The sequence below is a fragment of the Actinomadura chokoriensis genome (assembly GCF_039529475.1).
Taxonomy (GTDB): domain Bacteria; phylum Actinomycetota; class Actinomycetes; order Streptosporangiales; family Streptosporangiaceae; genus Spirillospora; species Spirillospora bangladeshensis.
In genome coordinates this window covers 58902-83384 of the sequence record NZ_BAAAMW010000030.1, presented here as the reverse complement: position 1 = coordinate 83384, position 24483 = coordinate 58902, and the positions used below count along the sequence as shown (strand labels likewise).

Annotated in this window: 25 protein-coding genes; 12 read left to right on the top strand and 13 right to left on the bottom strand. The window is 73.2% G+C overall.

Annotated features, from left to right (window positions below; translation table 11 throughout):
- The 4 genes from ABFX46_RS38400 to rimP form a co-directional block, all read right to left on the bottom strand.
- Nucleotides 1–356: translation initiation factor IF-2 N-terminal domain-containing protein (locus ABFX46_RS38400; protein WP_346048914.1), on the bottom strand; the 356-nt coding region annotated here is incomplete at its 3' end.
- A 108-nt stretch (nucleotides 357–464) separates the two neighbouring features.
- Nucleotides 465–767 (bottom strand): YlxR family protein, encoded by a 303-nt coding sequence (locus ABFX46_RS38395; RefSeq protein WP_346048913.1) that lies wholly within the window; start codon nucleotides 765–767, stop codon nucleotides 465–467.
- 4 nt (nucleotides 768–771) lie between these two features.
- Nucleotides 772–1821 (bottom strand): transcription termination factor NusA, encoded by a 1050-nt coding sequence (nusA, locus tag ABFX46_RS38390; RefSeq protein WP_346048917.1) that lies wholly within the window; start codon nucleotides 1819–1821, stop codon nucleotides 772–774.
- Between the two features lie 25 nt (nucleotides 1822–1846).
- On the bottom strand, nucleotides 1847–2470 hold the full coding sequence (rimP, locus tag ABFX46_RS38385; protein WP_346048912.1) for a ribosome maturation factor RimP: 624 nt from the start codon (nucleotides 2468–2470) through the stop codon (nucleotides 1847–1849).
- A 231-nt stretch (nucleotides 2471–2701) separates the two neighbouring features.
- Between rimP and ABFX46_RS38380 the strand changes: the two genes are divergently transcribed.
- From ABFX46_RS38380 to ABFX46_RS38370, 3 genes are all read left to right on the top strand, one after another.
- Entirely contained in the window at nucleotides 2702–3652 is a 951-nt protein-coding gene (locus ABFX46_RS38380; RefSeq protein WP_346048911.1) for a ferritin-like domain-containing protein, read from the top strand.
- 81 nt (nucleotides 3653–3733) lie between these two features.
- The gene (locus ABFX46_RS38375; protein WP_346048910.1) at nucleotides 3734–4177 is read left to right on the top strand and encodes a hypothetical protein; all 444 of its coding nucleotides are present in this window, start codon (nucleotides 3734–3736) and stop codon (nucleotides 4175–4177) included.
- A gap of 93 nt (nucleotides 4178–4270) precedes the next feature.
- Complete coding sequence (locus ABFX46_RS38370; protein WP_346048909.1) at nucleotides 4271–5368, top strand: TRM11 family SAM-dependent methyltransferase; 1098 nt, start codon at nucleotides 4271–4273, stop codon at nucleotides 5366–5368.
- Here the strand turns inward: ABFX46_RS38370 and ABFX46_RS38365 are convergent.
- Nucleotides 5360–6061 carry an HAD family hydrolase gene (locus tag ABFX46_RS38365; RefSeq protein ID WP_346048908.1) on the bottom strand — a complete coding sequence of 234 codons (702 nt, stop codon included), beginning with the start codon at nucleotides 6059–6061 and terminating at the stop codon, nucleotides 5360–5362. The genes ABFX46_RS38370 and ABFX46_RS38365 overlap by 9 nt on opposite strands.
- 104 nt (nucleotides 6062–6165) lie before the next feature.
- Between ABFX46_RS38365 and ABFX46_RS38360 the strand changes: the two genes are divergently transcribed.
- The 3 genes from ABFX46_RS38360 (at nucleotide 6166) to ABFX46_RS38350 (ending at nucleotide 9391) form a co-directional block, all read left to right on the top strand.
- Nucleotides 6166–7722, top strand: a complete 1557-nt coding sequence (locus tag ABFX46_RS38360; protein WP_346048907.1) for a PQQ-binding-like beta-propeller repeat protein — start codon at nucleotides 6166–6168, stop codon at nucleotides 7720–7722.
- 61 nt (nucleotides 7723–7783) lie between these two features.
- Nucleotides 7784–8053, top strand: a complete 270-nt coding sequence (locus tag ABFX46_RS38355) for a hypothetical protein (RefSeq protein WP_346048906.1) — start codon at nucleotides 7784–7786, stop codon at nucleotides 8051–8053.
- Nucleotides 8054–8188: 135 nt separating this feature from the next.
- The gene (locus ABFX46_RS38350; protein ID WP_346048905.1) at nucleotides 8189–9391 is read left to right on the top strand and encodes a lysylphosphatidylglycerol synthase transmembrane domain-containing protein; all 1203 of its coding nucleotides are present in this window, start codon (nucleotides 8189–8191) and stop codon (nucleotides 9389–9391) included.
- Between the two features lie 73 nt (nucleotides 9392–9464).
- Here ABFX46_RS38350 and ABFX46_RS38345 read toward each other — a convergent pair whose 3' ends face one another.
- The 6 genes from ABFX46_RS38345 to ABFX46_RS38320 all read right to left on the bottom strand — a co-directional run bounded on the left by ABFX46_RS38345 (nucleotide 9465) and on the right by ABFX46_RS38320 (nucleotide 15581).
- Nucleotides 9465–10691: an ROK family transcriptional regulator gene (locus tag ABFX46_RS38345; protein ID WP_346048916.1), complete on the bottom strand. Its 1227-nt coding sequence runs from the start codon at nucleotides 10689–10691 to the stop codon at nucleotides 9465–9467.
- Nucleotides 10691–11449, bottom strand: a complete 759-nt coding sequence (locus ABFX46_RS38340) for an ATP-binding cassette domain-containing protein (protein ID WP_346048915.1) — start codon at nucleotides 11447–11449, stop codon at nucleotides 10691–10693. The genes ABFX46_RS38345 and ABFX46_RS38340 overlap by 1 nt, the downstream gene beginning before the upstream one ends.
- 189 nt (nucleotides 11450–11638) lie before the next feature.
- Nucleotides 11639–12922, bottom strand: a complete 1284-nt coding sequence (locus ABFX46_RS38335) for a sugar ABC transporter permease (RefSeq protein ID WP_346048904.1) — start codon at nucleotides 12920–12922, stop codon at nucleotides 11639–11641.
- A gap of 11 nt (nucleotides 12923–12933) precedes the next feature.
- A complete protein-coding gene (locus ABFX46_RS38330) occupies nucleotides 12934–13719 on the bottom strand; it encodes an ATP-binding cassette domain-containing protein (RefSeq protein ID WP_346048903.1) in 786 nt (261 codons plus the stop codon).
- Nucleotides 13720–13835: 116 nt separating this feature from the next.
- Complete coding sequence (locus ABFX46_RS38325; protein WP_346048902.1) at nucleotides 13836–14915, bottom strand: sugar ABC transporter substrate-binding protein; 1080 nt, start codon at nucleotides 14913–14915, stop codon at nucleotides 13836–13838.
- A gap of 369 nt (nucleotides 14916–15284) precedes the next feature.
- Entirely contained in the window at nucleotides 15285–15581 is a 297-nt protein-coding gene (locus ABFX46_RS38320; protein ID WP_131937336.1) for a hypothetical protein, read from the bottom strand.
- 190 nt (nucleotides 15582–15771) lie between these two features.
- On the opposite strand from ABFX46_RS38320, the gene ABFX46_RS38315 reads away from it, so the two are divergent.
- Together ABFX46_RS38315 and ABFX46_RS38310 are read left to right on the top strand one after the other, a co-directional pair.
- The gene (locus tag ABFX46_RS38315) at nucleotides 15772–16371 is read left to right on the top strand and encodes a hypothetical protein (protein WP_346048901.1); all 600 of its coding nucleotides are present in this window, start codon (nucleotides 15772–15774) and stop codon (nucleotides 16369–16371) included.
- Between the two features lie 54 nt (nucleotides 16372–16425).
- Nucleotides 16426–18942, top strand: a complete 2517-nt coding sequence (locus ABFX46_RS38310) for a M14 family zinc carboxypeptidase (protein ID WP_346048900.1) — start codon at nucleotides 16426–16428, stop codon at nucleotides 18940–18942.
- Between the two features lie 55 nt (nucleotides 18943–18997).
- Here the strand turns inward: ABFX46_RS38310 and ABFX46_RS38305 are convergent, their stop codons facing one another.
- Nucleotides 18998–19672 carry a hypothetical protein gene (locus ABFX46_RS38305; RefSeq protein ID WP_346048899.1) on the bottom strand — a complete coding sequence of 225 codons (675 nt, stop codon included), beginning with the start codon at nucleotides 19670–19672 and terminating at the stop codon, nucleotides 18998–19000.
- Between the two features lie 102 nt (nucleotides 19673–19774).
- Here ABFX46_RS38305 and ABFX46_RS38300 point away from each other — a divergent pair, with 102 nt between their 5' ends.
- The 3 genes from ABFX46_RS38300 (at nucleotide 19775) to ABFX46_RS38290 (ending at nucleotide 22980) form a co-directional block, all read left to right on the top strand.
- Nucleotides 19775–20845 carry an Rv1352/Rv1906c domain-containing protein gene (locus ABFX46_RS38300; RefSeq protein WP_346048898.1) on the top strand — a complete coding sequence of 357 codons (1071 nt, stop codon included), beginning with the start codon at nucleotides 19775–19777 and terminating at the stop codon, nucleotides 20843–20845.
- A 33-nt stretch (nucleotides 20846–20878) separates the two neighbouring features.
- Nucleotides 20879–21181 carry a hypothetical protein gene (locus ABFX46_RS38295; RefSeq protein WP_346048897.1) on the top strand — a complete coding sequence of 101 codons (303 nt, stop codon included), beginning with the start codon at nucleotides 20879–20881 and terminating at the stop codon, nucleotides 21179–21181.
- 116 nt (nucleotides 21182–21297) lie between these two features.
- The gene (locus ABFX46_RS38290; protein WP_346048896.1) at nucleotides 21298–22980 is read left to right on the top strand and encodes a LamG domain-containing protein; all 1683 of its coding nucleotides are present in this window, start codon (nucleotides 21298–21300) and stop codon (nucleotides 22978–22980) included.
- A 46-nt stretch (nucleotides 22981–23026) separates the two neighbouring features.
- On the opposite strand, the gene ABFX46_RS38285 is transcribed toward ABFX46_RS38290, so the two are convergent.
- On the bottom strand, nucleotides 23027–23614 hold the full coding sequence (locus ABFX46_RS38285) for an HAD family hydrolase (RefSeq protein ID WP_346048895.1): 588 nt from the start codon (nucleotides 23612–23614) through the stop codon (nucleotides 23027–23029).
- A 127-nt stretch (nucleotides 23615–23741) separates the two neighbouring features.
- On the opposite strand from ABFX46_RS38285, the gene ABFX46_RS38280 reads away from it, so the two are divergent.
- Entirely contained in the window at nucleotides 23742–24410 is a 669-nt protein-coding gene (locus ABFX46_RS38280) for a TetR/AcrR family transcriptional regulator (protein WP_346048894.1), read from the top strand.
- Nucleotides 24411–24483: the final 73 nt, after the last annotated feature.

Genomic DNA, 24483 nt, shown 5'->3' with positions numbered 1-24483 from the left:
GGACGGCCGCCGGCACCGGCGCCGCCGGGGCCCGGCTTGGCCGTTGGCGGACGCGGCGCGGCGGTCGAGCCGGCCTGCTGGCGCGCACCCTGCCCGTCGAAGGCGCCGCCACCGGGCGGGCCCGGACGCGGCGCGGCGGGACGCGGACCCGAAGGCCTCTTCGACGCGCCCCGATTGTCCCCCTGCTTGGAGGACGAAGAATGAGAGAAGGCTTCCTTCAGCCTGCGTTCGACCGGCGCCTCGATCGTGGAGGACGCCGACCGTACGAACTCGCCCATCTCCTTGAGCTTGGCCATGACGACCTTGCTCTCAACACCGAACTCCTTGGCGAGTTCGTACACCCGGACCTTGGCCACTGCACTCCCTACTCGGTCCGGGGGTGCGGCCTCCGGACCGTCGCTAACTTGCCGTACTCATCGCGGCGTGCTCATCGAGCGCTCATAGCAATCTCGACCTGCTTCCGACTAGACGTCGCTTACCATTCGGCCATCCTGCTGCGGCGCGGCGGGCGCCGCAACTCGCGCCCGCAGCGCACTGGCGTCGAGCGGGCCCGGAAGGCGGAACGCCCTCGGGAACGCCCGACGTCGCTCTGCGAGCTCGAGACACGCCGGATCGGGATGCAGATGCGCGCCCCGCCCCGGCAGCCGCCCGCGGGTGTCGGGGACGATGACGCCCTCGACCACCACCAGGCGCAGCAGGTCGGACTTGGCCGTGCGGACCCGGCAGCCCACACACGTGCGAACAGGGGCCGCCCGGCCACGTTCCATGAGTCTACCGCGCCGAGGCGTCGGCGGGGCCTGTCGCATGCTCTCCTGACGTAGAAGATCCTGTATCGCCGGATTCGGCGGCCTGCGCGGGGGGCTGCTCGGGCTCGGTGTCGGACCGGATGTCGATCCGCCAGCCGGTCAGCCGGGCCGCCAGCCGCGCGTTCTGCCCCTCCTTGCCGATGGCCAGGGACAGCTGGTAGTCGGGCACCACCACCCGGGCGACCCGGGCGTCGGCGTCCACCACCGCGACATGGGTAACCCGCGCCGGCGACAGGGCATTCCCGACGAACTCCGCCGGATCGTCCGACCAGTCGACGATGTCGATCTTCTCGCCGTGCAGCTCGGCCATCACGTTGCGGACCCGGCCGCCGAGCGGGCCGATGCACGCGCCCTTGGCGTTCACGCCCTGCTTGCGCGAGCGCACCGCGATCTTCGTCCGGTGGCCGGCCTCGCGGGCGATCGCGGCGATCTCCACGGTGCCGTCGGCGATCTCGGGCACCTCCAGCGCGAACAGCTTGCGGACGAGATTCGGGTGCGTGCGCGACAGCTGCACCGACGGCCCGCGGTGGCCCTTGCGGACCTGGACGACGTAGGCGCGCAGCCGCTCGCCGTGCTCGTACCGCTCGCCCGGCACCTGCTCCTGCGGGGGCAGCACGGCCTCGATCCGGCCGAGGTCGACCAGCACGTTCCGCGGGTCCTTGCCCTGCTGGATGATGCCGCTGACGATGTCGCCCTCGCGGCCGGCGTACTCGCCGAACGTCAGCTCGTCCTCGGCGTCCCGCAGCCGCTGCAGGATCACCTGCTTGGCCGTGGTCGCCGCGATGCGGCCGAACCCGGTCGGGGTGTCGTCGTACTCGCGGAGGTCGTTGCCCTCCTCGTCGGTCTCGGTCGCCCACACGGTCACGTGCCCGCTCTGCCGGTCCAGTTCGACGCGCGCCTTCGGCGCCGCGCCCTCCGTCCGGTGGTAGGCGATCAGCAGGGCGTCTTCGATGGCCTTGACGGCCACGTCGAGCGAGATGTCCTTCTCGCTCTCCAGGCCCCGCAGGGCGGTCATGTCGATGTCCACGAGGTTCCCCCCTCTAGTCCGGCTCAGCCGGAGAACGCTTATCGTCGGCCGTCCGCTCCAGGGGTTTGAACTCCACCTGCACCCGGCCGCGCCCGAGCTCGCCCAGCCCGAACCGGCGCCGCACCGTCCCGGCGCCGGCGGTCTTCGCCCCGGCGCCCTTCGCCCCGGCGGATCCGCCGCCCTTCGGCCCGGCTCCCTTGCCCCGGCCCTTCTGGACGACGTCGATCTCGACGGCCTCGTCGTCGGCCGCGACCACCCGGCCCTCGATCTGGCCTCCCTCGGCCAGCGGGGCGACGACCAGCCGGCCGACGGCGCGGCGCCAGTGCCGCGGCTCGGTGAGGGGTCGGTCGACGCCGGGCGAGGTCACCTCCAGCACGTAGGGCGAGGTCCCCATCACGTCGGACTCGTCGAGCAGCCGCGAGGCGGCCTCGCTCACCCGGGCGACGGCGTCCAGGTCGACCCCGCCGTCCCCGTCCACGACGATCTTCACCAGCCGGCGGCGGCCGGCCGGGCGCACGTCGACCTCCTCCAGGTCGAGGCCCGCCGCGCCGACGGCGGGCGCCAGCAGCCGGGTCAGCTCGGCGATCGCGGCGTCGCGCCCGCCCTGAGCGCGGCCACCGCGGGACTCGACGCTCATGGGCCCTCCTCGTTTTCCCTCTGTTGTCACGCCGGCGATCCGCGGATGTCACCGTACGTCCGCCGGCACCTCAAGACTATCGACAGCCGGAGACCGCGGCGGTCTTTCGGACGGCTCACCGGCGCGGCGGATATGGAATGCTTGAGCTGGCCCGATGGACGCGACCGGAGAGCGCGCCGCGAGCAGGTCCGCGGAGCCACCGCCACCACACCACCGGGTGAGGAGTCTGCCTTGCCAGAGGCGATGCCGCGCCGCGCGCTGCTGCTCGGCGGCGGGGCCGCGCTGGTCCTGCCCTGGCTCTCGGGGTGCGCCGCGGAGGCCGCCCCCCGCCAGGACGTGGGCACGCTCGTCGGCGCGATCGCGTCCGAGCGGGAGCTGATCGCGGCGTACGAGGCGGCGCGGGGCTCCGGTGCGGTTCCGGCCGCCCGGCTCGATCCCGTCCTGGCGCACCACCGCGAGCATCTCGCGGTGCTGAAGCGGCACTACGTGCCCGGTTCCGGCGACCGCGCGGACGAGGGCGGCGCCCTGCCGGGCCCGAGCCCCGCTCCGGCGGTCCCGGGCGGCTCGCCCCTCACCTGGCTGCGCGATCTGGAGGACCGCGCGGCCCGGGCGCGGACGGCCGACGCCGCGAAGGCCGGGCCCGCGCTGGCGCAGCTGCTCGCGAGCATCGGCGCATGCGAGGCGGGCCACGCCGGGACGGTCCGGGGCGAGCCGCCGGCCGTCCGGTCCACGACCGGCGCGCGGGCGGTGCAGACGGCGCTGGCCGCCGAGCACGCCGCCGTGTACGGGTACGGGGTGCTCGGGGCCCGGCTGCGCGGGACGCTGCGGGAGACCGCCAAGGAGATGTGGGACGGCCACCGCGCCCAGCGCGACGAACTGGTGTCGGTCCTGACGGTGCGGCCCGTCCCGGCGGCGGCCGCGTACCGGCTTCCCGTCCGGCCCGCCGACGCCCGCGGCGCCGCCCGGCTCGCGGCGGCGCTGGAGGACGACGTCGCCGCCGCGTACGTCGGCGTCGCCGGCGTCTCCTCCCCCGACCTGCGGGCGTTCGCCGCCGACAGCGCGCAGCGGGCGATGGCGCGGTCGGCGCGGTGGCGGGCGAGGGCGGGCGAGGCGGCGCCGCCCGAGGCGTTCCCCGGGCTGCCGTCCGCGGCCCTGCCGCCGCGCCCCGAACCGGGTGAGTGATCTTCCGCACGGCGGGAACGATGCGCGGCACCGATCGCGTTGGTCCCGGTAGAGGGGACTACTCGGGGGAGGAGCCCAGACGTGAGCACGACTCCGCGGGAGGGCGGGCGCAGCGCCCTCGACGAGCTGCGGGACGCCTACCGCGAACAGCTGAACCGGCTCGCGGCAGAGCGCGACGCCGCGCGGCGCCAGGCGCGCCTGGCGCAGGCGCGGGCGGACGTGGCGCGCGCCGACCTCGCGAGCCTGCAGAGCCGCGTGCGGGAGCTGCTGACCGCCGCCGCCCGGCACCTGCCCGACCTTCCGGCCGCGGACCATCCCGCCGCGGACCGGCCGGCCGTGGAGGGCCCGGCCCGCGCGGAGCTCGCCGCGGGCGACGCGCCGGAGCCCCCCGCCGCCCCGGCCGCGCCCGGCCGCGACGCGGCGCGCCTCGAACGCGCCGAGCATCCCGAGCGTCCGGAACGCTCCGAGCGGCCGGAACGATCTGAGCGGCCCGAGCGCTCCGAGGGTTCGGCGCGGGCGGCCTGACCGGGGAGGAACGGCCCACCCAAGGGCCGTGCGGGGGCCGCCGGGAACCTGTCCCGGCGGTCTCTGCTCTCGGCATCCCCTAGGGTTCTGCGAATGACCGCGTACGGCCTTCTCGTCTCTCCCTCGCACAACCGCGTCTACGCCCAGTCCGCCGCGGACCTGGTGAAGGCCGAGCTGACGGTGTTCAGTGAACGGGCCCTCGGCGGACGCGTCGGGGACGTCCGGGAGAGGGAGATCGGCGGCGTCCCCTACGTGACGTTCACCGGCGACGAGCTGACGGAGCAGGACATCCGCCTCCTGTCGAACCTGTCGTCGCTGTACGCGCTGTTCCGGATCGAGGGCGAACTGCTGCGTCCGGTCGTGCTCCAGCGCCTGGACGTGTTCGGCAGCGACCTGCTCACCATCCAGAAGTACTCGGGCAAGACGAACGAGTACTTCACCAAGCTGCTGCTGAACGTCACGGCGATGGCCACCGACGCGCCCATGGACCTCGTCACCGGCCGCCCGCGCGTCCTCGACCCCATGTGCGGGCGGGGCACGACCCTCAACCAGGCCATGATGTACGGCCTCGACGCCGCCGGGATCGACATCGACGGCAAGGACTTCGACGCCTACGCGGCGTTCATCAAGACCTGGCTGAAGAACAACAGGGTCAAGCACCAGGCCGAGATCGCGAACGTCCGGCGGGAGAAGGCGGTGCTCGGGCGCCGGCTGCACGTGACGCTCGGGGCGTCCAAGGAGCGGTACAAGAGCGGCGAGACGATGGAGATCACGGTCGTGAACGCCGACTCGGCCGGCGCCGGGAAGTTCTTCCGCCCCGCCTCCTTCGACCTGATCGTGACGGACGCTCCGTACGGGGTCCAGCACGGCAGCCGTCACGGCCTTGCGGGGAACGGCCCCCGCACCCCCGCCAAGGGCGGCCAGCCCGCCCGCAAGGGGAAGCCGCAGCTGTCGCGCAGCCCCGTGGAGCTGCTGGCCGCCGCCGTCCCCGAGTGGGCGCGGCTGCTGCGGCCGGGCGGCGCGGTCGGGATCTCCTGGAACACCTTCGTCGGCCGCCGCGAGCAGCTCGCCGAGATCCTCGCCGGGAGCGGCCTCGACGTGCAGGACTCGGAGGCCTACCGGGGCTTCCGGCACCGCGTGGACCAGGCCATCTCCCGCGACGTCATCGTGGCCCGCCGGCCGTCAGGCTGAATGCCACTGCTCCACGTGCGGGAGCAGTTCGTCCAGGCCGTGGATCAGGGCGTCCGGCGGCGTGAGGCCGGGCCGCTCGAAGGCGTGCGTGGTCTGGTGCCAGATCTGGACGGCGCGCAGCCCGGCGGACTTGGCGCCGTGGATGTCGTCGTAGGGGCGGTCGCCGACGAAGACGCAGGAGGCGGGGTCGGTGGCGCCGACGGCGTCCATGGCGGCGCGGAACGCCTCGGCGTGCGGTTTCGTCCAGGGGATCTCGCTGGAGTAGACGGCGCCGTCGAGCAGGTCGAGGACGTCGTCGCGGGCGAAGACCCGCTCGTGCCATTCGCGGGTCCAGATGGTGTTGGACAGGACGCCGATCTTGATGCCGCGCTCGCGCAGGGCGGTGAAGAGGCCGGGGACGGCCGGGTCGGTGTGGGTGTGCGGGGTCCACGTCTCGAAGTGCGTCCTCAGCATGTCCTCGGTGGGCCGGACGCCGGCCATCGCGAACGCCTCGGCGAGGGTGGCGCTGCGGTGCTCCTCGGTGCCGCGGCGCCACAGCTCGTCCTCGGCCTCGCAGAGCGCGGCGACGGCCGCCCCGACCGCCTCGGGCGGCAGGTGGGCGGAGCAGATCGCGCGCCACATGTCGGCCAGTTCGAGATCGTGCCAGGGGGTCAGCGTGCCGCCCCAGTCGAAGATCACAGCTTGTACGCCCATGACCGGATGGTAACCATAGGGCCGATTCAGACGATCACCCTTTACGCTGTGGATCCTCCCGGAGGGCGCGACCGGGCCACGTCACGTCCCGTCGAGGAGCCTTGATGCGCAGACCCCTGCTCGCCGCCCTGCTCACCGCCGCTCTCGCCGTGCCGCTCGCCGGCGCGGCCGCGCCGGCGGCGGCGGATCCGATCCCCGACGGACCCGGCAGGGGCTTCGTCCCGGCCTACATCGGCGGCCCGGCGGTGCCGGAGCCGCTGGCCGGGCGGCCTGTTCCGGCCAATCCGCACCAGGGGCCGGTGGGGACGTCGTCCATGCACGCTGACAGCTACGCCTCCGACGCCTACCCGTTCCCGGGGCCGCTCGGCCGCGATCCGGAGGTGCTCGACGAGGCCAAGGGCGGCGGTCTGCCGGGCCTGTGCTCGACGGTGACGTTCGCCCGCCGGACGGGCCTGATCGTCGCGCAGTGCACGCGCGGGCAGAACTTCATGCTGCGGCTGATCGACCCGAAGACGCTGAAGGACCTCGCGACGTTCGAACTGCCGCCGCGGCCGTCGACCGTCCAGGCGGTGTTCTCGCTGAGCCTCGACAAGGTGCTCACCGACACCTCGGGCGGCGCGTACTACTACCTGGACCCGCAGGACCGCGCGGTGCTGGCGGACTCGGCGTTCCACCTGCGCCGCTTCGCGCACGGCAAGGGCCCGGACGGCACGTGGCGCTTCACGGTCACCGACGACTGGGACCTCAGCGGGTACCTCCCCCACGACTGCGCCACGTGGACGAACCCGTGGCCGAAGGGCGAGTGCGACCCCATAACGGCGGTCGGCCCGGACTGGGACGGCCTGATCTGGTGGATCACGCGGAACGGGCGCATCGGCACGCTGGACCCGGAGTCGGGCACCGTCCGCATGACGCGGCTCGCCGGTGAGAGCATCCAGAACTCGTTCGCCGCGGCCGAGAACGGCGTCTCGATCGTCTCCGACCATGCGCTGTACCAGATGCGGGCCGACGCGAGCGGCACGCCGGCGGTCGTGTGGCGGCAGCCCTACGACAGGGGTACCGGACGCAAGCCCGGCCAGATCGACCAGGGTTCGGGGACGACCCCAACGTTCTTCGGCGACGACTACGTGGCCATCACCGACAACGCCGACGACCGCATGCACGTGATCGTCCGCCGCCGGGACGACGGTGGGCTCGTCTGCCAGATCCCCGTGTTCGACAGCGGGGCCAGCGCGACGGACAACTCGCTCATCGGCTATGGCGACAGCCTGTTCGTCGAGAACAACTACGGCTACCGCAACTTCTTCGAGCTTCCTCCGGGAGGGTCGTCCGTGGGCGGGGTGAGCCGCGTGGACGTGAAGCCGGACGGCAAGGGCTGCGAGACCGTCTGGACGAGCAGGGAGCGGTCGCCGTCCACTGTGGCGAAGATCTCCGTCCCCTCCGGGCTGCTGTACCTCTACACCAAGGAGCCCCGCAAGGACCTCCTCGACGCCTGGTACCTGACCGCCGTGGACGTCCACACGGGCCGGACCGTCTACAAGGTCCTCACCGGCATGGGCAAGTGGTTCGACAACAACTGGGCGCCCATCACCCTCGGCCCTGACGGCAGCGCGTACGTGGGCGTCATCGGCGGGCTGGTCGCCGTCCGCGACCGCGAGTAGGGACCCGATCGGCGGGGATACCGGTTCGATCAGGAGATAACGATGCGAACCGGGAGGAATCATGAGGGCACGCAGGCCCGGTGAGAGTCGCGACTTCCGCGACGACATCGACGACATGGGCGACAACGATCAGGACGAGGAGATCGGCCTGACCGAGGAGTACGTGACCGACCCGCCCGAGGACCTGGTGATCGAGGAGCCCTCGCAGAGCAGGGACGGGCTCTCCATCACCCAGTACGAGGAGGAGGCCGCCAGGGACGGCGACGACGAGCGCCCGCACCCCGACGCCCCCGCCGAGTCCGACGCGGTGAACCCGACCCGCAGACCCTGACCGCCGGCCCGCGGGCGCGGCGGCCGGTGACGCGTGTGACAGGGGTCCCTTTGCGGTTCGTTTCCGCACCCGGGGGAATGTCATAGGCGGGCCGTAGGTTGCGCTTGGCGGGCTAGCTTGCGAGGTGACCGGGACATGCACGACACAGTCGCGGCACCGGCCCGTCCCCCGGCCGAGGCCGATTCCCCGTTCCCGCCCTCCGGCGCGAGCGACGACGACGCGGGCCGCCCGTGGTGGCGGCGCAGGGCGGGGCTGATCGTCCAGTGGGGGCTGGTCGCGGCGGCCCTCGCCGCCCTCCCGCTCTACCGCGACGAACTCCCCGACCTCGGCGCCATCTGGTCGGCCGCCTCGCACGCCGACGCCGGGTGGCTCACCATGGTGGTGCTGGCCGTGGCGGGGTCGATGGGCGCGTTCGCCCGGCTGCAGCGCCGGCTGCTGCGCGTCGGCGGCCTGCGGATGACGCTGCGCCGCGCGTTCGCCATCACCTACGCGGGCAACGCGCTGTCCACGACGCTGCCGGCGGGGCCCGCCGTCAGCGTCGTCTACACGTTCCGGCAGTTCCGCCGCGGCGGGGCGTCGGCGCGGCTCGCCACCGCGGTGATCCTGGCCGGCGGCGTCATCACGACCACCGCCTACTCGCTGGTCGGGCTGCTGGCGCTGCTCGCCGACCCGCACGCCCGCGGCCCCGCGCTGATCGCCCTGGCCGTTCCCCTCGTGCTCGCGGTCCTGCTCGTCCCGGCGCTGCGCCGGCCCCGGCCGCGCGCCCTGATCACGGCGCCGCTGCGCCGCGCCCACCGGTTCGCGCTCGCCCACCCCACGACCGCCCCGTACGCCGAGCGGCTCGCCGGCATCCGCGACGTGCTGCGCCCGACCGGCCGCGACTGGGCGGCGCTCGCCTCGCTCGCGCTGCTGAACTGGGTGTTCGACATCCTCGCGCTGCTGTCGGCGGCGAACGCGGTCGGCGTCGACGTCTCCCCGAACGGCGTCGCGCTCGCCTACTTCGCCGCGCAGGCGGCGGGCAGCCTGCTGCCGCTGCTGCCGGGCGGGCTCGGCGCGATCGAGGGCAGCATGGCCGCGTCGCTCGTCGCGTTCGGCGCGACGCTCTCCCCCGCCGCGGCGGCCGTGGGCCTCTACCGCCTGGTGTCCTACTGGGCCGTCGTCGCCGTCGGCTGGCTGGCCTGGGCCGCCCTGCACGAGCAGGCCCGCCTGGGCGCCCGGCTGAAGTCCCGTCTCGCCGCCACCGGCGTCCTCCTGATGGAAGGGATGACGGCCTTCGCGTTCGTCGTCCCCTACACCACCGTCCCCCTGAACCCCCAGGCCAAGCCGAACCGCCCCTAGCGGCGGGCGAACCCGGCCGAACCGCGCCTCGGGCGAAGGCGAAGGCGAAGGCGGCGTGCGGCCGCCCGCCCGGTCACACCGGGCTGTCCTCGGGGGCCCGGAGCCTCGTCAGGACCTGGACCGGGTCGGAGAGCACCTCGGCGAAGGCGAACTCGGCGGCGCCGACGAGGGTCGTGTCGTCGCCGAGGGCGGCGGTGCGGAGCTTGACCTTCTCGCGCGGCGCGGCGAGGGCGCCGGTCGCGAGGACGCTGCGGATCTGCGCGGCGGCGCCGAGGTAGATGTCGCGGAGCGTGCCGCCGAACACGACCATGCCGGGGTTGAACACGTTGACGAGGTTGGCGACGCCGAGGCCGAGCCAGGTGCCGACGCGGTGCAGCGCCTCCCGCGCCACGATGTCGCCCGCGTCCGCGGACGCGAGGACGTCGCGGACCGCGTCGCGGCCCGCCCGGCCGGGCGTCTCGCCGCGCCCGGCGTGGTGCAGCAGGGCCCGCTCCCCCACCTCGGCCTCCAGGCAGCCCTTGGACCCGCACGCGCAGGGCCGGCCGCCGGGATTGACGACCATGTGGCCGATCTCGCCGCCGAAGCCCTCGTCGCCGCCGAGCAGCCGGCCGTGCGCGATGATGCCGCCGCCGACGCCGACGTCGCCGTGCAGGTAGATGAGGTTGTCGCAGTTCACCCCCGAGCCGCGCTCGTGCTCGGCGAGGGCGCCGAGGTTGGCGTCGTTGCAGACGGAGACGGGGATGCCGAGGCCGATGCGGCGCGACAGCGCGTCCCCGAGCCGCAGGTCGCCGACGTCGAGGTTCGGGCCGAACATGATGGTGTCGTCGGAGCGGCGGACGGTGCCGGGGAACCCCAGCGCGGCGCCGACGCAGACGGCGTCGCGCTCGGCCTTGCGGACCAGCGACCGGGCGCCGGCGACGAGCACGCCGAGCAGGTCGGCGGGGTCGGAGCCGCGGGCGCGCACGCCCTCGCGGCGGTCCAGCACGACGCCGCCGAGGCCGACGCGGGCGACGACGAGCCGGTCGACGCCGACCTCGAACGCCAGCACGTACACGCGGGTCGACTCCGGCCGGACGACCAGGGACGGCCGCCCGGCACGCCGGCCGGGCCCGCGCGGCAGCTCCTCGCGGACCAGGCCGGCGGCGGTGAGGTCGGACGTCAGCGCCATGATCGTGCTGCGGTTGAGACCGAGCGACTCGGCGAGCGTCGCCCGCGACGCGGGGCCGCGCAGGTGCACGAAGCGCAGCAGCGTTCCGAGGTTGTGGCGCCGGATGTCCTCTTGTGATGGGCCCGCCTTCATCATCGGCGCAGCCCCAGCTCTCCCCCGGTGCCCGAGGTGATCAGCTCGACCACCTGCCGGTGCGTGACGTCGGCGGTCCTGACCTGGGCGACCATCCGGCCGAGGTACAGCGCGGCGATCCGGTCGGAGATCGCGAAGACGTCGTTCATGTTGTGCGAGATCAGCACGACCGCGAGGCCCTTGTCGGCGAGCCGCCGGACGAACTCCAGGACCTGCTGGCTCTGCGCGATGCCGAGCGCGGCGGACGGCTCGTCCAGCACGACGACCTTGGCGTCCAGCAGGATGGCGCGGGCGATCGCGACGATCTGCCGCTGCCCGCCGGAGAGCGTGGCGACCCGCCGCCGGACCGAGCCCAGGGTGCGAACGGCGAGCGAGGACAGCGCGGAGCGCGCCGTCTCCTCCATCTGGTCCTCGTCCAGCGTGAGGCCGGCGCGCTCCTCCCTGCCGAGGAAGAGGTTCTCGACGATGTCGAGGTTCTCGCAGAGCGCGAGGTCCTGGTGGACGATCTCGATGCCGAGCCGGGTGGCGGCGCGCGGGCTGGAGACCTTCACCGGCTCGCCCTCGAACCGGTACTCGCCCCGGTCGAAGGAGTGGATGCCGCCGATGCAGTTCACCAGCGTGGACTTGCCGGCGCCGTTGTCGCCGACGAGCGCGGTGATCTCACCGGGGTAGGCGGAGAACGAGACGTCGTGCAGGACCTTGACGGACCCGAAGCTCTTATCGATGCCGCGCAGGTCCAAGGCCGGCGTCACTGACATGCCGAGGGGCTCCCACCGTGCCGCGCCGCCGCCGTGCGCCAGGCGGTCGTGGTCCGTGAGCGTATCAGCCGGGCTCGCGGCGCCGGAACCGCCGGAACCGCCGTCCGGCCACGCCTGGGAGCCGATGGTGCGAGCCACCGGCTCCCAGGCGTCCCCGGCCGCGTTCACGGGATCACCGCTTCCGCGGCCTCATCGTCCGGCGGACGTCCGCCGGCGTCTGGCCAGCGCGTCCATGGTGGCGGCGAGCAGGAGCACCACCCCGGTGATGAGGAAGCTCAGGTACGCCTTGGTCCCGAGCAGGCCCAGGCCGTTCTCGATGATGGCGATGACGAGGCCGCCGAGGATGGCGTCGCGGGCCTTGCCGCGCCCGCCGAACAGGCTCGTCCCGCCGATGACGGCGGCGCCGACCGCGTACAGCAGCGTGTTGCCGCCGCCCGCGTCGGTCGCGACCGAGTTGAGCCGGGACGCGGCCACGATGCCGCTGACCGCCGCCAGCCCGGACCCGATCATGAACACGGAGATGCGGATGCGGGTGACGTTGATGCCGGCCCGGCGCGCGGCCTCGGCGTTGCCGCCGACGGCGTAGATGTGCCGTCCGTAGGCGGTGCGGCCCAGCACGAACGTGCAGGCGATCAGCAGGACGCCGACGAGCAGCACGCCCCACGGGATGCCGCCCAGCGTGATCAGCGGGCTGGGCGCGCGGTCCTGGCTGAGCACGTAGGTGCTGATCAGCAGCGCCGCGGCGACGACACCGGCCTGGGCGAGCACGAACTGCAGCGGCTTGGAGTGCAGGCCGCGGACCTGCTGGCGGCGCCAGCGCAGCACGAGCGTCGCGGTGTAGCCGACCGAGCAGGCCACGGCGAGCGTCCAGCCGAGCCAGATCGGCATGTTCTTGGTGGCGATCGCGACGATGACGTCGTCGCGGACCGGGACGGTGCCGCCCTCGCCGATCAGCCGCAGGGTGATGCCCTGCAACCCGAGGAAGAACGCGAGTGTGACGACGAACGACGGGATGCGCAAGACGGCGACGAGCCAGCCGATCACGGTGCCGATGACGATGCCGGTCGCGACGGCGCTGATGATCGTGACGTACCAGGGCTGGCCGCCGTCCACGAGGAGCTTGGCCATGACGGCCGCGCTGAGCCCGCTCGCCACGCCGGCGGACAGGTCGATCTCGCCGACCAGCAGCACGAACACCACGCCCATCGCCAGCAGGGTGATGGGCAGCGCCTGGGTGGACAGGTTCGCGACGTTCGCCTTGCTGAGGAAGGTGTCGGGCTTCAGCGCGGTGAAGAGGATCACCAGGGAGATCAGGCCGAGGATGGCGGGCAGGGCGCCCAGCTCGCCGGCCTTGATCTTGTTCCAGTAGTCCAGCGCCGCCGACTTCACGTCGTGTTCGCGCCGGTCGGTCGCGAAGTCCGAGTCCGCCAGCTTCACGGCGGCCTCCTTCGAACTGGGGATGTCGGTGGACACGCGGTCCCCCCTCAGATGCTCTCGGCGGCGACCGTCGGCGCGAGGCCGAGATCGCCGGATCGGCCGGCGGTGATGAGTTCCACGACCTGGCCGTGGGTGACCTCGGAGCGGGCGACGTCGGCGGCGACGCGGCCGAGGTACAGCGCGGTGATGCGGTCGGCCACCTCGAAGACGTCGTTCATGTTGTGCGAGATCAGCACGACGGCGTGGCCGCTGTCGGCGAGGCGCCGGACGAGGTTGAGGACCTGCTCGGTCTGGGCGACGCCGAGCGCGGCGGTGGGCTCGTCCAGGATCACGACCTTGGACTCCCACAGCGCGGCCTTGGCGATGGCGACCGTCTGCCGCTGCCCGCCGGACAGGCTGGACACCTGCTGCCGGACGGACTTGACGGTGCGGACCGACAGCCGGGCGAGGACCTCCCGGGCGGACTCCTCCATCGACGCCTCGTCCAGGACGAGGCCGGAGCGGCGCTCGCGGCCGAGGAACATGTTCTGCACGATGTCGAGGTTGTCGGCGAGCGCGAGGTCCTGGTAGACGACCTCGATGCCGAGGTCGGCCGCGGCGCGCGGCCCGTCGATGGTCACCGGGCGGCCGTCGAACTCGATCTGCCCCGAGTCGATCGGGTGGATGCCGGCGATGCACTTGATCAGGGTGGACTTGCCCGCCCCGTTGTCGCCGACGAGGGCCATCACCTCGCCCAGCCGCAGCGTGAAGTCCACGTCGTGCAGGACGTGGACGGCACCGAAGCTCTTGTTGAGCCCGGTCAGGCGGAGGACGGGGTCTCCGTTTTCAGCCACGAATTTCCTTCCGGGTCGTGCCGCACGCCCGTGGCGGGCCCCTGGCGTCCCGGGCTTCCGGGTACCCGGGACGCCCTCAGCGGTTCGGGGCCCGCCACGAGGTCGGACGGGGGTCGTTACTGGACCGTGATGCCCGCGGCCTCGCACTTGGCCGCGTACGCCCCCTTGCAGAGGTCGGCCGCCTTGACGGAGCCGTCGTCGACGACCTGCTTGACGTTGTCCTTGAAGATGCCGATCGGGTTCAGCAGCACCGACGGGACGTCCCGCTTGCCCACCGGGTCGTTCTCGGTGGCGGTGGTCTCGCCCTTCTCACCCTTGATCAGGGAGATGGCGAGCTTGGCCGCCGCGTCGGCCTCCTGCTTGGTCGGCTTGTAGACCGTCATGCACTGGTTGCCGTCGAGGATGTTCTGCAGGCCCTGGACGGTGGCGTCCTGCCCGGTGACCGGGATGTCGCCGGCCCGCTTGTTCTTCTTCAGGATCGACACGACCGCGTTGCCGAGGTTGTCGTTCGCGGCGACCACACCGTCGATCTTGCCGTGCTGCTCGGTCCACATCTGCTCGAAGAGGGTCGCGGCCTTCTCGGCCTCCCAGTCCGGGACGGGCTGCTCGGCGACCTTCTTGTAGTTGGTGACCTTGTCGAGGATGTTGTGCGCGCCCTTGGCGAACAGGGTGGCGTTGTTGTCGGTCGGGGAACCGTTCAGGTAGACGATGTTGGAGGCCTTGTCACCGAGGCACTTCTGCAGGCCCTTGCCCATCTCCTCGCCGACCTTCACGTTGTCGAAGGAGACGTAGTAGTCGGCGACGCCGCCGAGGGTGAGCCGGTCGTAGTCGATGGTCTTGACGCCCTGCGCCTGCGCCTTGCGCTGCACGGCGGCGGCGGAGTTGGAGTCCAGGCCGGTGATCAGCATGACCGTGACGCCGCTGGTGAGCATCTGGTCGGCGATGGTCTGGAACCGCTGGGCCGAGCCCTCGGCGTTCTGGATGTCGCTCTCGATGCCGGCCGCCTTGAACGCCTGCTCGAGGTAGGGGCGGTCGAAGTTCTCCCAGCGCGGCGACGAGGCCGTGTCGGGCAGGATCACGCCGACCTTGCCCTTGGCCGCGTCTCCGCCGGAGTCGTTGCCGTCGTCCCCGCACGCGGTGAGGCTGAGCGCCGCGGCCGTCGTGAGGGCCATCAGGCTGAGGATCCCCTTGCGCATTGCCCGGGTCCTTTCTGGGGGCGGCCGCCGTGGCGCGGCCGGGGGGTTCTTCGGACCCGGTGAGCGAGGTCACACGCCCACCGGGGTGAATGTTGTGTCCCACAACTTATGTCGCACTTGCCCCGTGCGCCAGACCTGACGGCATGTTGATTTGTTGTCGGCGGTAACAATCACGTAACACGAGATCAACTAGGGTGATCAGGGAGGTGGCGCGGGCATGGCGGCGGGGCGCCGCACGGGCGCTCAGGGCAGGCTCGGGTGGGGCCCCGACGGCGAAATGTTCCGCGGCTCAACATTCATCCGGCACCGGCCGCCGCCCGTCCGCCCCAGGGGACGGACGGTGCGCGGCCCGGTTCTCCGCCGGAGAGATCAGCGCAGGGCGAGGACCGCCGAGATGCGGTCGGCGGCGGCGGCGACCTCGTCGGCGGCGGCGATGCGCTCGGCCCACGACCACCAGTACCACCAGCCGTCCGCGCCCTGCTCCGCCAGGATGTTCTCGGTGAGGGCGGTCGCGTCCGGGTTGATCACGTGCAGGGTCGGCGACTGCCCGCGGGGCAGAGTGAGGCGCACCCGGAGGCCGCGCTTGACCAGCTCACCGCCGAGCTCTTCCAGATATTCGATCCGCGTCTTCGACGGCGCGGCCGTTCCCGTATCGTCAGGCGTCATCCTTGCTTCCTCACGGACTCCGCGCGGCCCGACGTGTACATGGCCCACCCTCCCCCTTCACCGGCCCCTGTGCAAGCACATCCGCTGGTCAGCGCGGTGCGCCGGCGGCGGGACCGGCGGCGGGGAGGCGGGGGCCGCGCGCGTTTCCGAGGTCCCCGGGACCCTATCCGGGATATCTTGCGCGTAGCACATGAACCGGAACATGGGGGCGAAGATGGCGGTGGGCGCGGACGTACGGCCGGCCTCGGGTGTGCGGACGTGGCACCGGTTCCACTACGCGGTCGGGGTGTTCCTCATCGCGTACGGGGTGGCGGGGCTGGTCAGCGGGGCCCTGCTGTGGGGCGACCGGGTGGACGAGACCGAGGGCTACTTCGGGTCCGGCCCGGCCGCGGGCGTCCTCGTCGGCGTCAAGGCGGTCGAGGCGCTGCTCGTCCTGTGCGCGGTGGCGGGCGTGGCGCTGCGCCGCGACCTGCTGTTCGTGCCGCCGCTGGCCGGGTGGATGGCGGGTTTCGCCATGTTCGCCGTCCTCGACGTGTTCAAGGGCCGGTGGGGCGGCCTGATCGAGCACCTGCTGTACCTGGCCGCGTTCGTCGTGCTGCTGTTCCTGTCCTACGGGCTCAGCGCGAAGGCCCAGCTCGCGGCGATGCCGAAGCCCGCCGGGGGCGCCGAGCCCGGCGCGTCCCCCGACGGGCAGCGCGGCCTCACCCGCACCCAGGAGTTCGCCCTCCAGGCGATCAACCGGGCGGCCGCCCTCACCGGCCCGCGCCCCCGGCCCCGCCGGCCCGACTGATCTTGGCAAGAGTTGCCGTTGGTGCGGCCTCCGGCCGATGTCACGTTGTGGCCCATGAGAGCCCGAGAACTGGCGCTGCCGGCGGTCCTGGCGGCGTCCCTGGCGGTGCCCGCGGCGCTCGCGGCACCCGCATCGGCGCAGCCCGCCGCGCCCGCGGCGGCCTGTGACCCCACGCGGACCGCACCGGTCTACCGGGGCGAGGTCCCCGCTCCGGAGCAGGTCCTCGGCTTCGAGCTCGGCGAGCGGCCGGTCAGCGCCGCCGAGTCCGACGCCTATCTGGAGGCGGTCGCCGCGAAGAGCGACCGCGTCGTGTCCGGGACGCTGGCCACGACCGCGCAGGGGCGTCCGCTCAAGTACGCGATCGCCGGGCGCCCCGAGCTGATGTCCAAGGCGGGTCTCGCGCGGGTGCGGCGCGAGGCCGGGCTGCTGCGCGACCCGCGCACGCCGGCGGCACTCGCCCGGCGGATCACCGAGCGCGGCGTCCCGATCCTGTGGATCAGCGGGAACGTCCACGGCGACGAGCCGAGCGGCACCGACGCGGCGCTCCGGGTGCTCCGCGACCTCGGCGACCGCACCGACTGCGCCGCGACGGCGATCCTCGGCAACGCGCTCGTCGTCGTCCTGCCGACGCAGAACCCGGACGGCCGCGAGCTGAACACGCGCCAGAACGCCTACGGCTTCGACATGAACCGCGACTGGTTCGCGCGCACGCAGCCGGAGACCGACGGCAAGCTGGCGATGCTGAACCAGTACCCGCCGGCGCTCTACATCGACGCCCACGAGATGGGCGGGACGTCGTACTTCTTCCCGCCGAACGCCGACCCGATCTACCACGAGACGCCCGAGCAGGCCGTCGGCTGGATCAACGACCTGTACGGCGCGGCGATGGCGGCCGAGTTCACCCGGCAGGGCATCGACTTCTTCAACCGGGACGTCTACGACCTCTTCTACCAGGGGTACGGGGACTCGGTCCCGACCAGCGCGTTCCACGCCGCCGGGATGACGTTCGAGAAGGGCGACGGCAGCCCGTACCCGGAGCGGGTCGAGGAGCAGTACCTCACCCAGTGGGTGTCGCTGTCGGCGGCGGCCCGCAACCGGCACCGCATCCTGACCGAGTGGCGGCAGATGACGGTGGACGCCTACCGGCAGGGCGAGGCGGGGACGCTGGAGCCCAACCGGATCTACAACCCGCCGAACCAGATCGACCGGCCGGTGCCCGACCGGAAGGTGCGCGAGTACTTCCTGCGGGACGACGCCCCCGCCAAGCGGGCCGAGGTGCGGCTGATCGTGCGGCGGCTCCAGCGCATGGGGGTGCGCGTGGACCGGCTCGTCCGGCCGCTGGACGTCCCCGACTTCAAGGCGTACGGGCGGCCCGCGGCCCGGACGGTCCTCCCGGCGGGCACGTTCAGGATCTCGATGGCGCAGGGCCAGAAGCACTGGATCCAGGCCATGCTGAACGAGGACTCCTACACGCCGTTCCCGTACTTCTACGACGTGACGGCGTGGAGCCTGCCGCTGCTGGGGAACGTGTCCGGCGGATCGTCCGGGGCCGTCCTGCGGCCGCGGGCGGTGCGCGTGCCGGCCGTGCCGGCGCCGCGCCCCGGGCATGACGGGAAGGCGCCGAAGCTCGGTGTTCTGCAGCTCTCGGCGACGTCGTCGTCGGCGCGGCAGTCGACCGGGTGGCTGCGGCACCGCCTCGACCGCGAGTGGAGGCTGCCGTTCACGCCGCTCACCCCGGCGGACGTGGCGGCGGGCCGGCTCTCGGGCGTCGAGGTGCTGATCACGCCGGACGGGCCCGCGTCGTCCGCCTACACCGCGCTCGGCGACGCCGGGCGGGCCGCGCTCCAGCGGTGGACGCGGGACGGCGGCCGGTACATCGGCTGGCAGGGCGGCACGCAGCTCGCCGCGCGGCTGGGCCTGACGACCGCGACGCTGGCCGAGCCGACGTCCGACATCCCCGGCACGCTGTTCCGCGTGAAGGTGGACGGGTCGAGCCCGCTGGCGGCGGGCGTCGGCGCGACGGCCTGGAACTTCACCTCCTACGACCTGGTGATGAACGCCTCCAGCGGTGTCGCCGTGTCGTACCCGCGGGCGGACTCGCCCGACTGGTTCGTCTCCGGGTTCGAGCGCGGCGCGTCCGAGCTGGGCGGCACCGCGGCCGTCGTGGACCAGCCGGTCGGCCGGGGACGCTCCGTGCTGTTCGCGGCGGAACCGAACTTCCGGGCGTTCAGCGACGGCACGGCCACGCTGCTCTACAACGCGATCCTCGGCCCCGACCCGGCGAAGGCCCCGGCGCCGCAGGGGACCGCGAAGGCGGTGCGGGAGGCGGCGGAGCTGCCGTCGTACGAGTCGCCGATCCGCGTGTCGGTGAGGCCGGCGGACGCCGCGAAGGCCGCGTCCGTGCTGCGGTCGGCCGGCGCGACCTGGGCCGAGACCCGGTCCGGCGGGGTCGTCCACTACGTGATCGACAACCCGCGGCGCCTGCCGGTGGACCACCACCCGTTCGCCGGGCGCCTGCCGTCCCTGATCCGCGAGGCGGGCATCGACCCGGTCGCCGTCACGCTGCCCTGACCGTCCGCGCGGCGTGCCGGCGGGTCCGGCACGCCGCGCCCATCTGCGGACCGCCCTACGTGCGAACGATCCAGGCGATCGCCGTCATGGTGCCCGGCGGCACCTCGGTGAAGCCGCCGTCGCGCACCGCGACCGTCGCCTTCTTCACACCCGTGCGCCACGGGACGTCCCGCGCCAGATGGACGGCCGCGCCCGCCTCGACCCACGCCGCCACGTCCTTGCGGCGCCCCTGGCGCAGGAGCAGCTGGGCGGCGTGCCCGCACTGCGCGGCGGCCTTCCCGGTCGTGATCGTCACCTCGGGGTTGAGCGCGATCGCCGCGTACGGGGGCTCCGGCGGCGGCCCCGGCTCCCCGGCCTCGGCCAGATCGAGCCCCGCGACCTGCAGCTTGGCCAGCTGCGGCGGGACGTCCGACACCGGGCCCGGCGGGAACGCCCGCACCTGCGCGCCCGCGTGCTCGACGGTGACGCCGGGCAGCGCCTCCGCCTCCGGCCACCGCACCCCGCGCGCCCGTCTCGTCACCTTCCGTATCCGCCGCGACTCCCATGCGCGGACGGCCTCCCGCCACGCGCCGTCCGGATCGGCCGCGCGCGGGTCGGTGAGCAGCCGGACGACGGCGGTCGCCGCCGCCTCGCAGACCGCGCCGTGACTGGGCGGATCGGCCTTCTCGGCACGTACCACCAGCTGCATCGCCCAGGGCGGGTCGTCAAGGGGGTCGTAGTCGGGTCGCACCCCGTGGAGTATTCCAAACCCGGCCCGGGCTTCCCCTGGTCGGGAGTGGGTACTGCAACTCTTGCCGTCCCCCGGACGTCGTTCAGGTACGGGAGGTCTCCGGTGGCCAGTGGCGCGTGGAGTGATTCCATACCGGGAATCGGAACATTCTTCGTCGGTATCGACATCCCCCCGGGCCGGTACCGATGCGATGACGGCAAGGGCGGCTGGTGGGTCCGCTTCACCGGCCCGGGCGGCGGCGACCCCGTCGGCTCGTGGCCGCTGCCCGCCGGCCCGACCGAGATCGAGATCGCGCGGACCGACTTCGCGTTCGAGACGCACGTCTCCTCGTCCTGGCGGCGGATCGCGCCGCCGCGCGCGCCCGAGGACGGCTCCCCCGCCGAGCCGCGCCCGGTGGCCGACCCGACGCTGCGCGCCGAACTCGACACGATCGTCGAGCGGCGCCGCCCGCTGCTCTGGCTGGCGCCGCTGACCGTGCTCGCCCTGGGCCTGATCGGCTCGCCGCTGCTCGGCTCGCTGTGGCTGATCGGCCTCGGCATGCTGGCGGTGCTGGTCGCGCTCGGCACCCCGTCGGTCTCGCTCGACCTGCGCCGCGCCCGCGAGCTGGAGCGGCGCCGCGACCGCTACCTCACTCCGGAGGACCTCGACGACGAGGGCCGCGCGATGCTGGGCCGCGTCCAGGCGGCGATCGACACCGTCCGCGACTCCGACGTCAACCGCGAGGGCCTGCTGGACGCGGTCGACAACGCGGTCACCCTGCCCCGCCAGGAGTGGGAGATCGCGCAGGTCCTCGCCCGGCAGGCCAAACTGCGCGCCGACCACGCGGTCATGTCCGGGGAGTCCTCGCTTCCCGAGGTGGAGGCGGCGCTCCGCCCGCTGCGGGAGAAGTTCGACGTCTCGGTCGAGGCGGTGACCCGGCGCGTCGAGGCGCTCGAACGCTACGCCGAGCGGGCCAGGGCCGCCGACGAGGTGCTGCGCGCCCAGCGCCACCTGGAGTCGATCGCCGAGAAGGCGCACGAGTACGACGAACTGCTCGCCGACACCGTCCGCGACGACCTGGCGCTGCCCGCGATCGAGCGCCTCACCGAGCAGGGCGACGAGCTCCTGCGCACCCTGCGCGCCCGCCTCGCCCAGGCCGCCGAGGCGGGCAGCGAGCTCCCGCCCCCGCCCTAGCGCGGGAAGAGCCCGTCGAGATGGCGGCCGAGGATGCCCAGGGCCGACTCCGGCGTCCGCCCGCACCCTGATCACGGTCGGCTCGCTGACCGCCGCGGCGGGTGGCAGCGCCGCCTGTCCCCCGGCGGCGCCCACCTGCCGGACGTCCTCGGCCCCGCGCTCCTCATCTCGGCCGGCGGCGGGCTGCTGAACACCCCGCTCACCAACACCGTCACCGCAGGCGTGCCGCGGCGGGACGCCGGCGGCGCGTCCGGCCTGATGAACACCGCGAAGCAGACGGGCGCCGCCGCCCTCGCCCTCCCCGGCCACCGGTCACCGGTCTTGTCAGGATCGTGATCTTTCCGCATCCGCCCGGCGCCCGTCCGGCTGACAAGATCGTTTGACTCAGCACGCCCAGACATGGCCGGCGCCCCCTCCCCGCTCCGCCCGCATGTCGCGTCCAGGAGGTACGGATGCGTTCGCATAGAGCAACCCCGGTCCTGCTCGCCGCCCTGGCGGTGACGGTGCCGGCGTCCATCGCGGGGAGCGTCGGCACGGCCTCGGCCGAGGGCGCGGCGATGCCCGCCCCCACCGTCACATCGACCGACTACCCCGACGACTCGGCCTGGCACGGCGGGGTCGGGATCTACGGCGACTTCACGATCGACGACCCGAGCGACCGCGCGGTCCGCTACGAGGTCACGATCGACGGCAGGCGGTTCCTGCATCTGCCGACGCAGAACGGGGAGCCCGTCACCGTGGCCATCGCGCCCTACCGGTCCGGTCCGTTCATCATCAGTGTCGGGGCCATCGGCCCGGAGGGCGAGAACGGGCCGCGGACCGACTACTGGTCGAGGGCGAACGCCGGCAGCGCCCCGAAGGCGTGGTGGAAGCTCGACGAACCCGCCGGGACCCGCACGCTCGCCGCGCAGACCAGGGAGGGCGAGGAGCCGGTCACCGCGCGGGCGATCGGCCGGTTCGCCACCGGTGCCGAGGGCCAGTCCGGGACGGCGGCCCGCCTGTCCGGCGGCCGCGCGCAGACCCCGACACCGGTGGACACGACCAAGAGCTTCACCATCTCCGCCTGGGCCAGGCCGACGGCGGAGGGCGACTCGGTCGTCGCGGCGGCGACCGGGCACCGGCGCAACGCGTTCTCGCTCCAGTCGCGGGACGGCCACTGGGCCTTCGTGCAGTCCGCCGCGGACAGCCGTGGGGCGGCGACCACGCAGGCCGTCGCCGAGCAGCCCGTGTACGCCGACACCTGGGCGCACCTGACCGGTTCCTACGACGCGACGCAGAAGCGGCTCCGGCTGTGGGTGAACGGCATCCTGGCGTCCGACGTCGCGGCCGGTGACACCGCGTGGGACGCGCAGCGCTTCCTGCGGATCGGCGCGGGCGTCCACCCGCAGGCGCACGCATTCCGCGGCGACGTCGACGAGGTCCGGGTGCTCGACCGGATCATCGTCCCGGACGAGGCGGCGGCGCTCCCCCGCCTCCCGAAGCAGACCCGCGCCCGCTGGAAGTTCAACACCGACGGGTCGGACGACTCCGCGTTCGGCAACGACATGACCCTGCGGGGCGGCGCGGCCATCGACCCAGGGGCCGGGTTCGACGAGTGGGGGTCGCCCGCGGGCCTGATGCTCGACGGGACCGGCGCCTACGCCGAGGCCGCGGGTCCGGTCATCCGCACCGACCGCAGCTTCACCGTCACGGCCTGGGCGAACCCGGGACAGGCGACGTCGGCGACGTCGACGCTGCTTTCTCTGCCCGGTGACAACGCCAACCGGTTCGCGCTGCGCTACCAGCCGGAGACCGGATGGCAGCTCGCGGTGGCCGACTCCGACAGCGCGGACGCCAGTACCACCGTGGCCCGGCAATGGACGCTCCCGGGTGAATGGGCCCACATCGCGGTCGTCTACGACGCCCCCACCAGGACGGTGATCCTGTACGCGAACGGCATACCCGCGGAGCGGACGGGCGTGGGCGCGTTCAACGCGGAGGGCGCCCTCCAGATCGGACGGTCCGCGATCGGTGAGCCCGAGTACTGGCGCGGGGCCGTCGACGACGTCTGGGCGATCCAGGGAGCGCTGAGCCCCGAGCAGGTGAGCATGCTCTACGCGCCGTTCGAGTTCGAGACGAGCGACTGGCCTGCCTGACCCTCCATGGCGCGGTGGCGGCCCGGGGCGGCGGGTCGCCGCCGCGTCAGCGGGTCAGGGCGCGGACCTGGGCGGGGCCGGTGAAGACCTCGGCGCGCATGCCGGCCTCGCGGGCGGCGAGGACGTTGCGCTCGGTGTCGTCGAAGAAGATCACGTCGGCGGGCTTGACGCCGAGGCGCTCGGCGCAGATCTCGTAGGCGCGCGGGTCGGGCTTCGCGACGCCGATACGGCAGGAGTAGACGAGCGCGTCGAAGCGGTCGAGCAGGGCCCCGTGCCGGGCCTCGAACCGGGGCACGAGGTCGCCGATGATGTTGGAGAGCAGCCCGAGCACGCGGCCCTCGTCGGCCAGTTCGCCGACGAGGGCGGCCATCTCGCCGTCCACGTCGGTCCAGCTGTCGAGGTCGGCCTCGATGAGCGCGGGGACGTCGGGGAACGCGGTGCCGAGCCGGGCGGCGACGGCCGCCCAGTAGGCGGAGCTCTCCTGGCCGGCGTCGTAGGCGGGGCGGCAGGCCCAGTAGGCGTCCCAGAACGCGGGCCCGGGCGCCCCGGCGAGCTCCTCGATCCGCCGGATCGCCGCCGGGGTCTGGGTGCGGGCGATCACTCCGTACAGGTCGAACACGATCACATCGGCCATGTGCCCGAGCCTATGCGGCGCGTGGGAGATACCTCGTCCGAAGGCGTAGCAAGCGCTTGGTAATTGGCCGTAGCCTGGGGCGGCGCGGAAACGAGCAAGCGGTTGGGCGACACGGCATAATGAGAGGGTGACGACCACGAGCGCTAAGTCCGGACGATCCAGAACCCGTGCCGCGGGCGAGGGCGGTCCCCGCCGGCGTGGCAGGGGCTCCTCGGCCCTGGCGTCGGAACGGCGCGAGCACCTGGTCAAGCTGGCGGCCGAACTCTTCGCGGAGAAGGGCTTCCAGGCCACCACGGTCCGCAACATCGCCGACGAGGCGGGCATCCTGTCCGGCAGCCTCTACCACCACTTCGACTCCAAGGAGTCGATCGTGGACGAGATCCTCGCCGGCTTCTTCACCGAGATCATGGCCTCCTACCAGGCGGTGATCGCGGAGGGCCGCAACCCGCGCGACACCATCGCCGGGCTGGTCCGGGTCGCGTTCGGCACCCTGGAGCCGCACCGGGCGGCGATCACGGTGATGCAGAACGACTGGAACTACCTCAAGGGCATGGACCGGTTCGCCTACCTGATCAAGTCCGAGGACGAGGTCGAGAAGATGTGGGTGGACACGCTCCACGCGGGCCAGGAGGAGGGGCTCTTCCGCTCCGACCTCGACCCGAAGCTCACCTACCGGATGATCCGCGACACCGTGTGGGTGGCGGTCCGCTGGTTCCGGCCGGGCGGCCGCCTGGACGCCCAGGGCCTCGCGGAGCACTACCTCAAGGTGATGTTCGACGGCATCAACCTGCACTAGGCCGTCACGTGCGGGCGTGCCTCGTCCACGCGCACCGCAGGACGGCCGCCTGACCGGCTGAGAGGCCACCGAT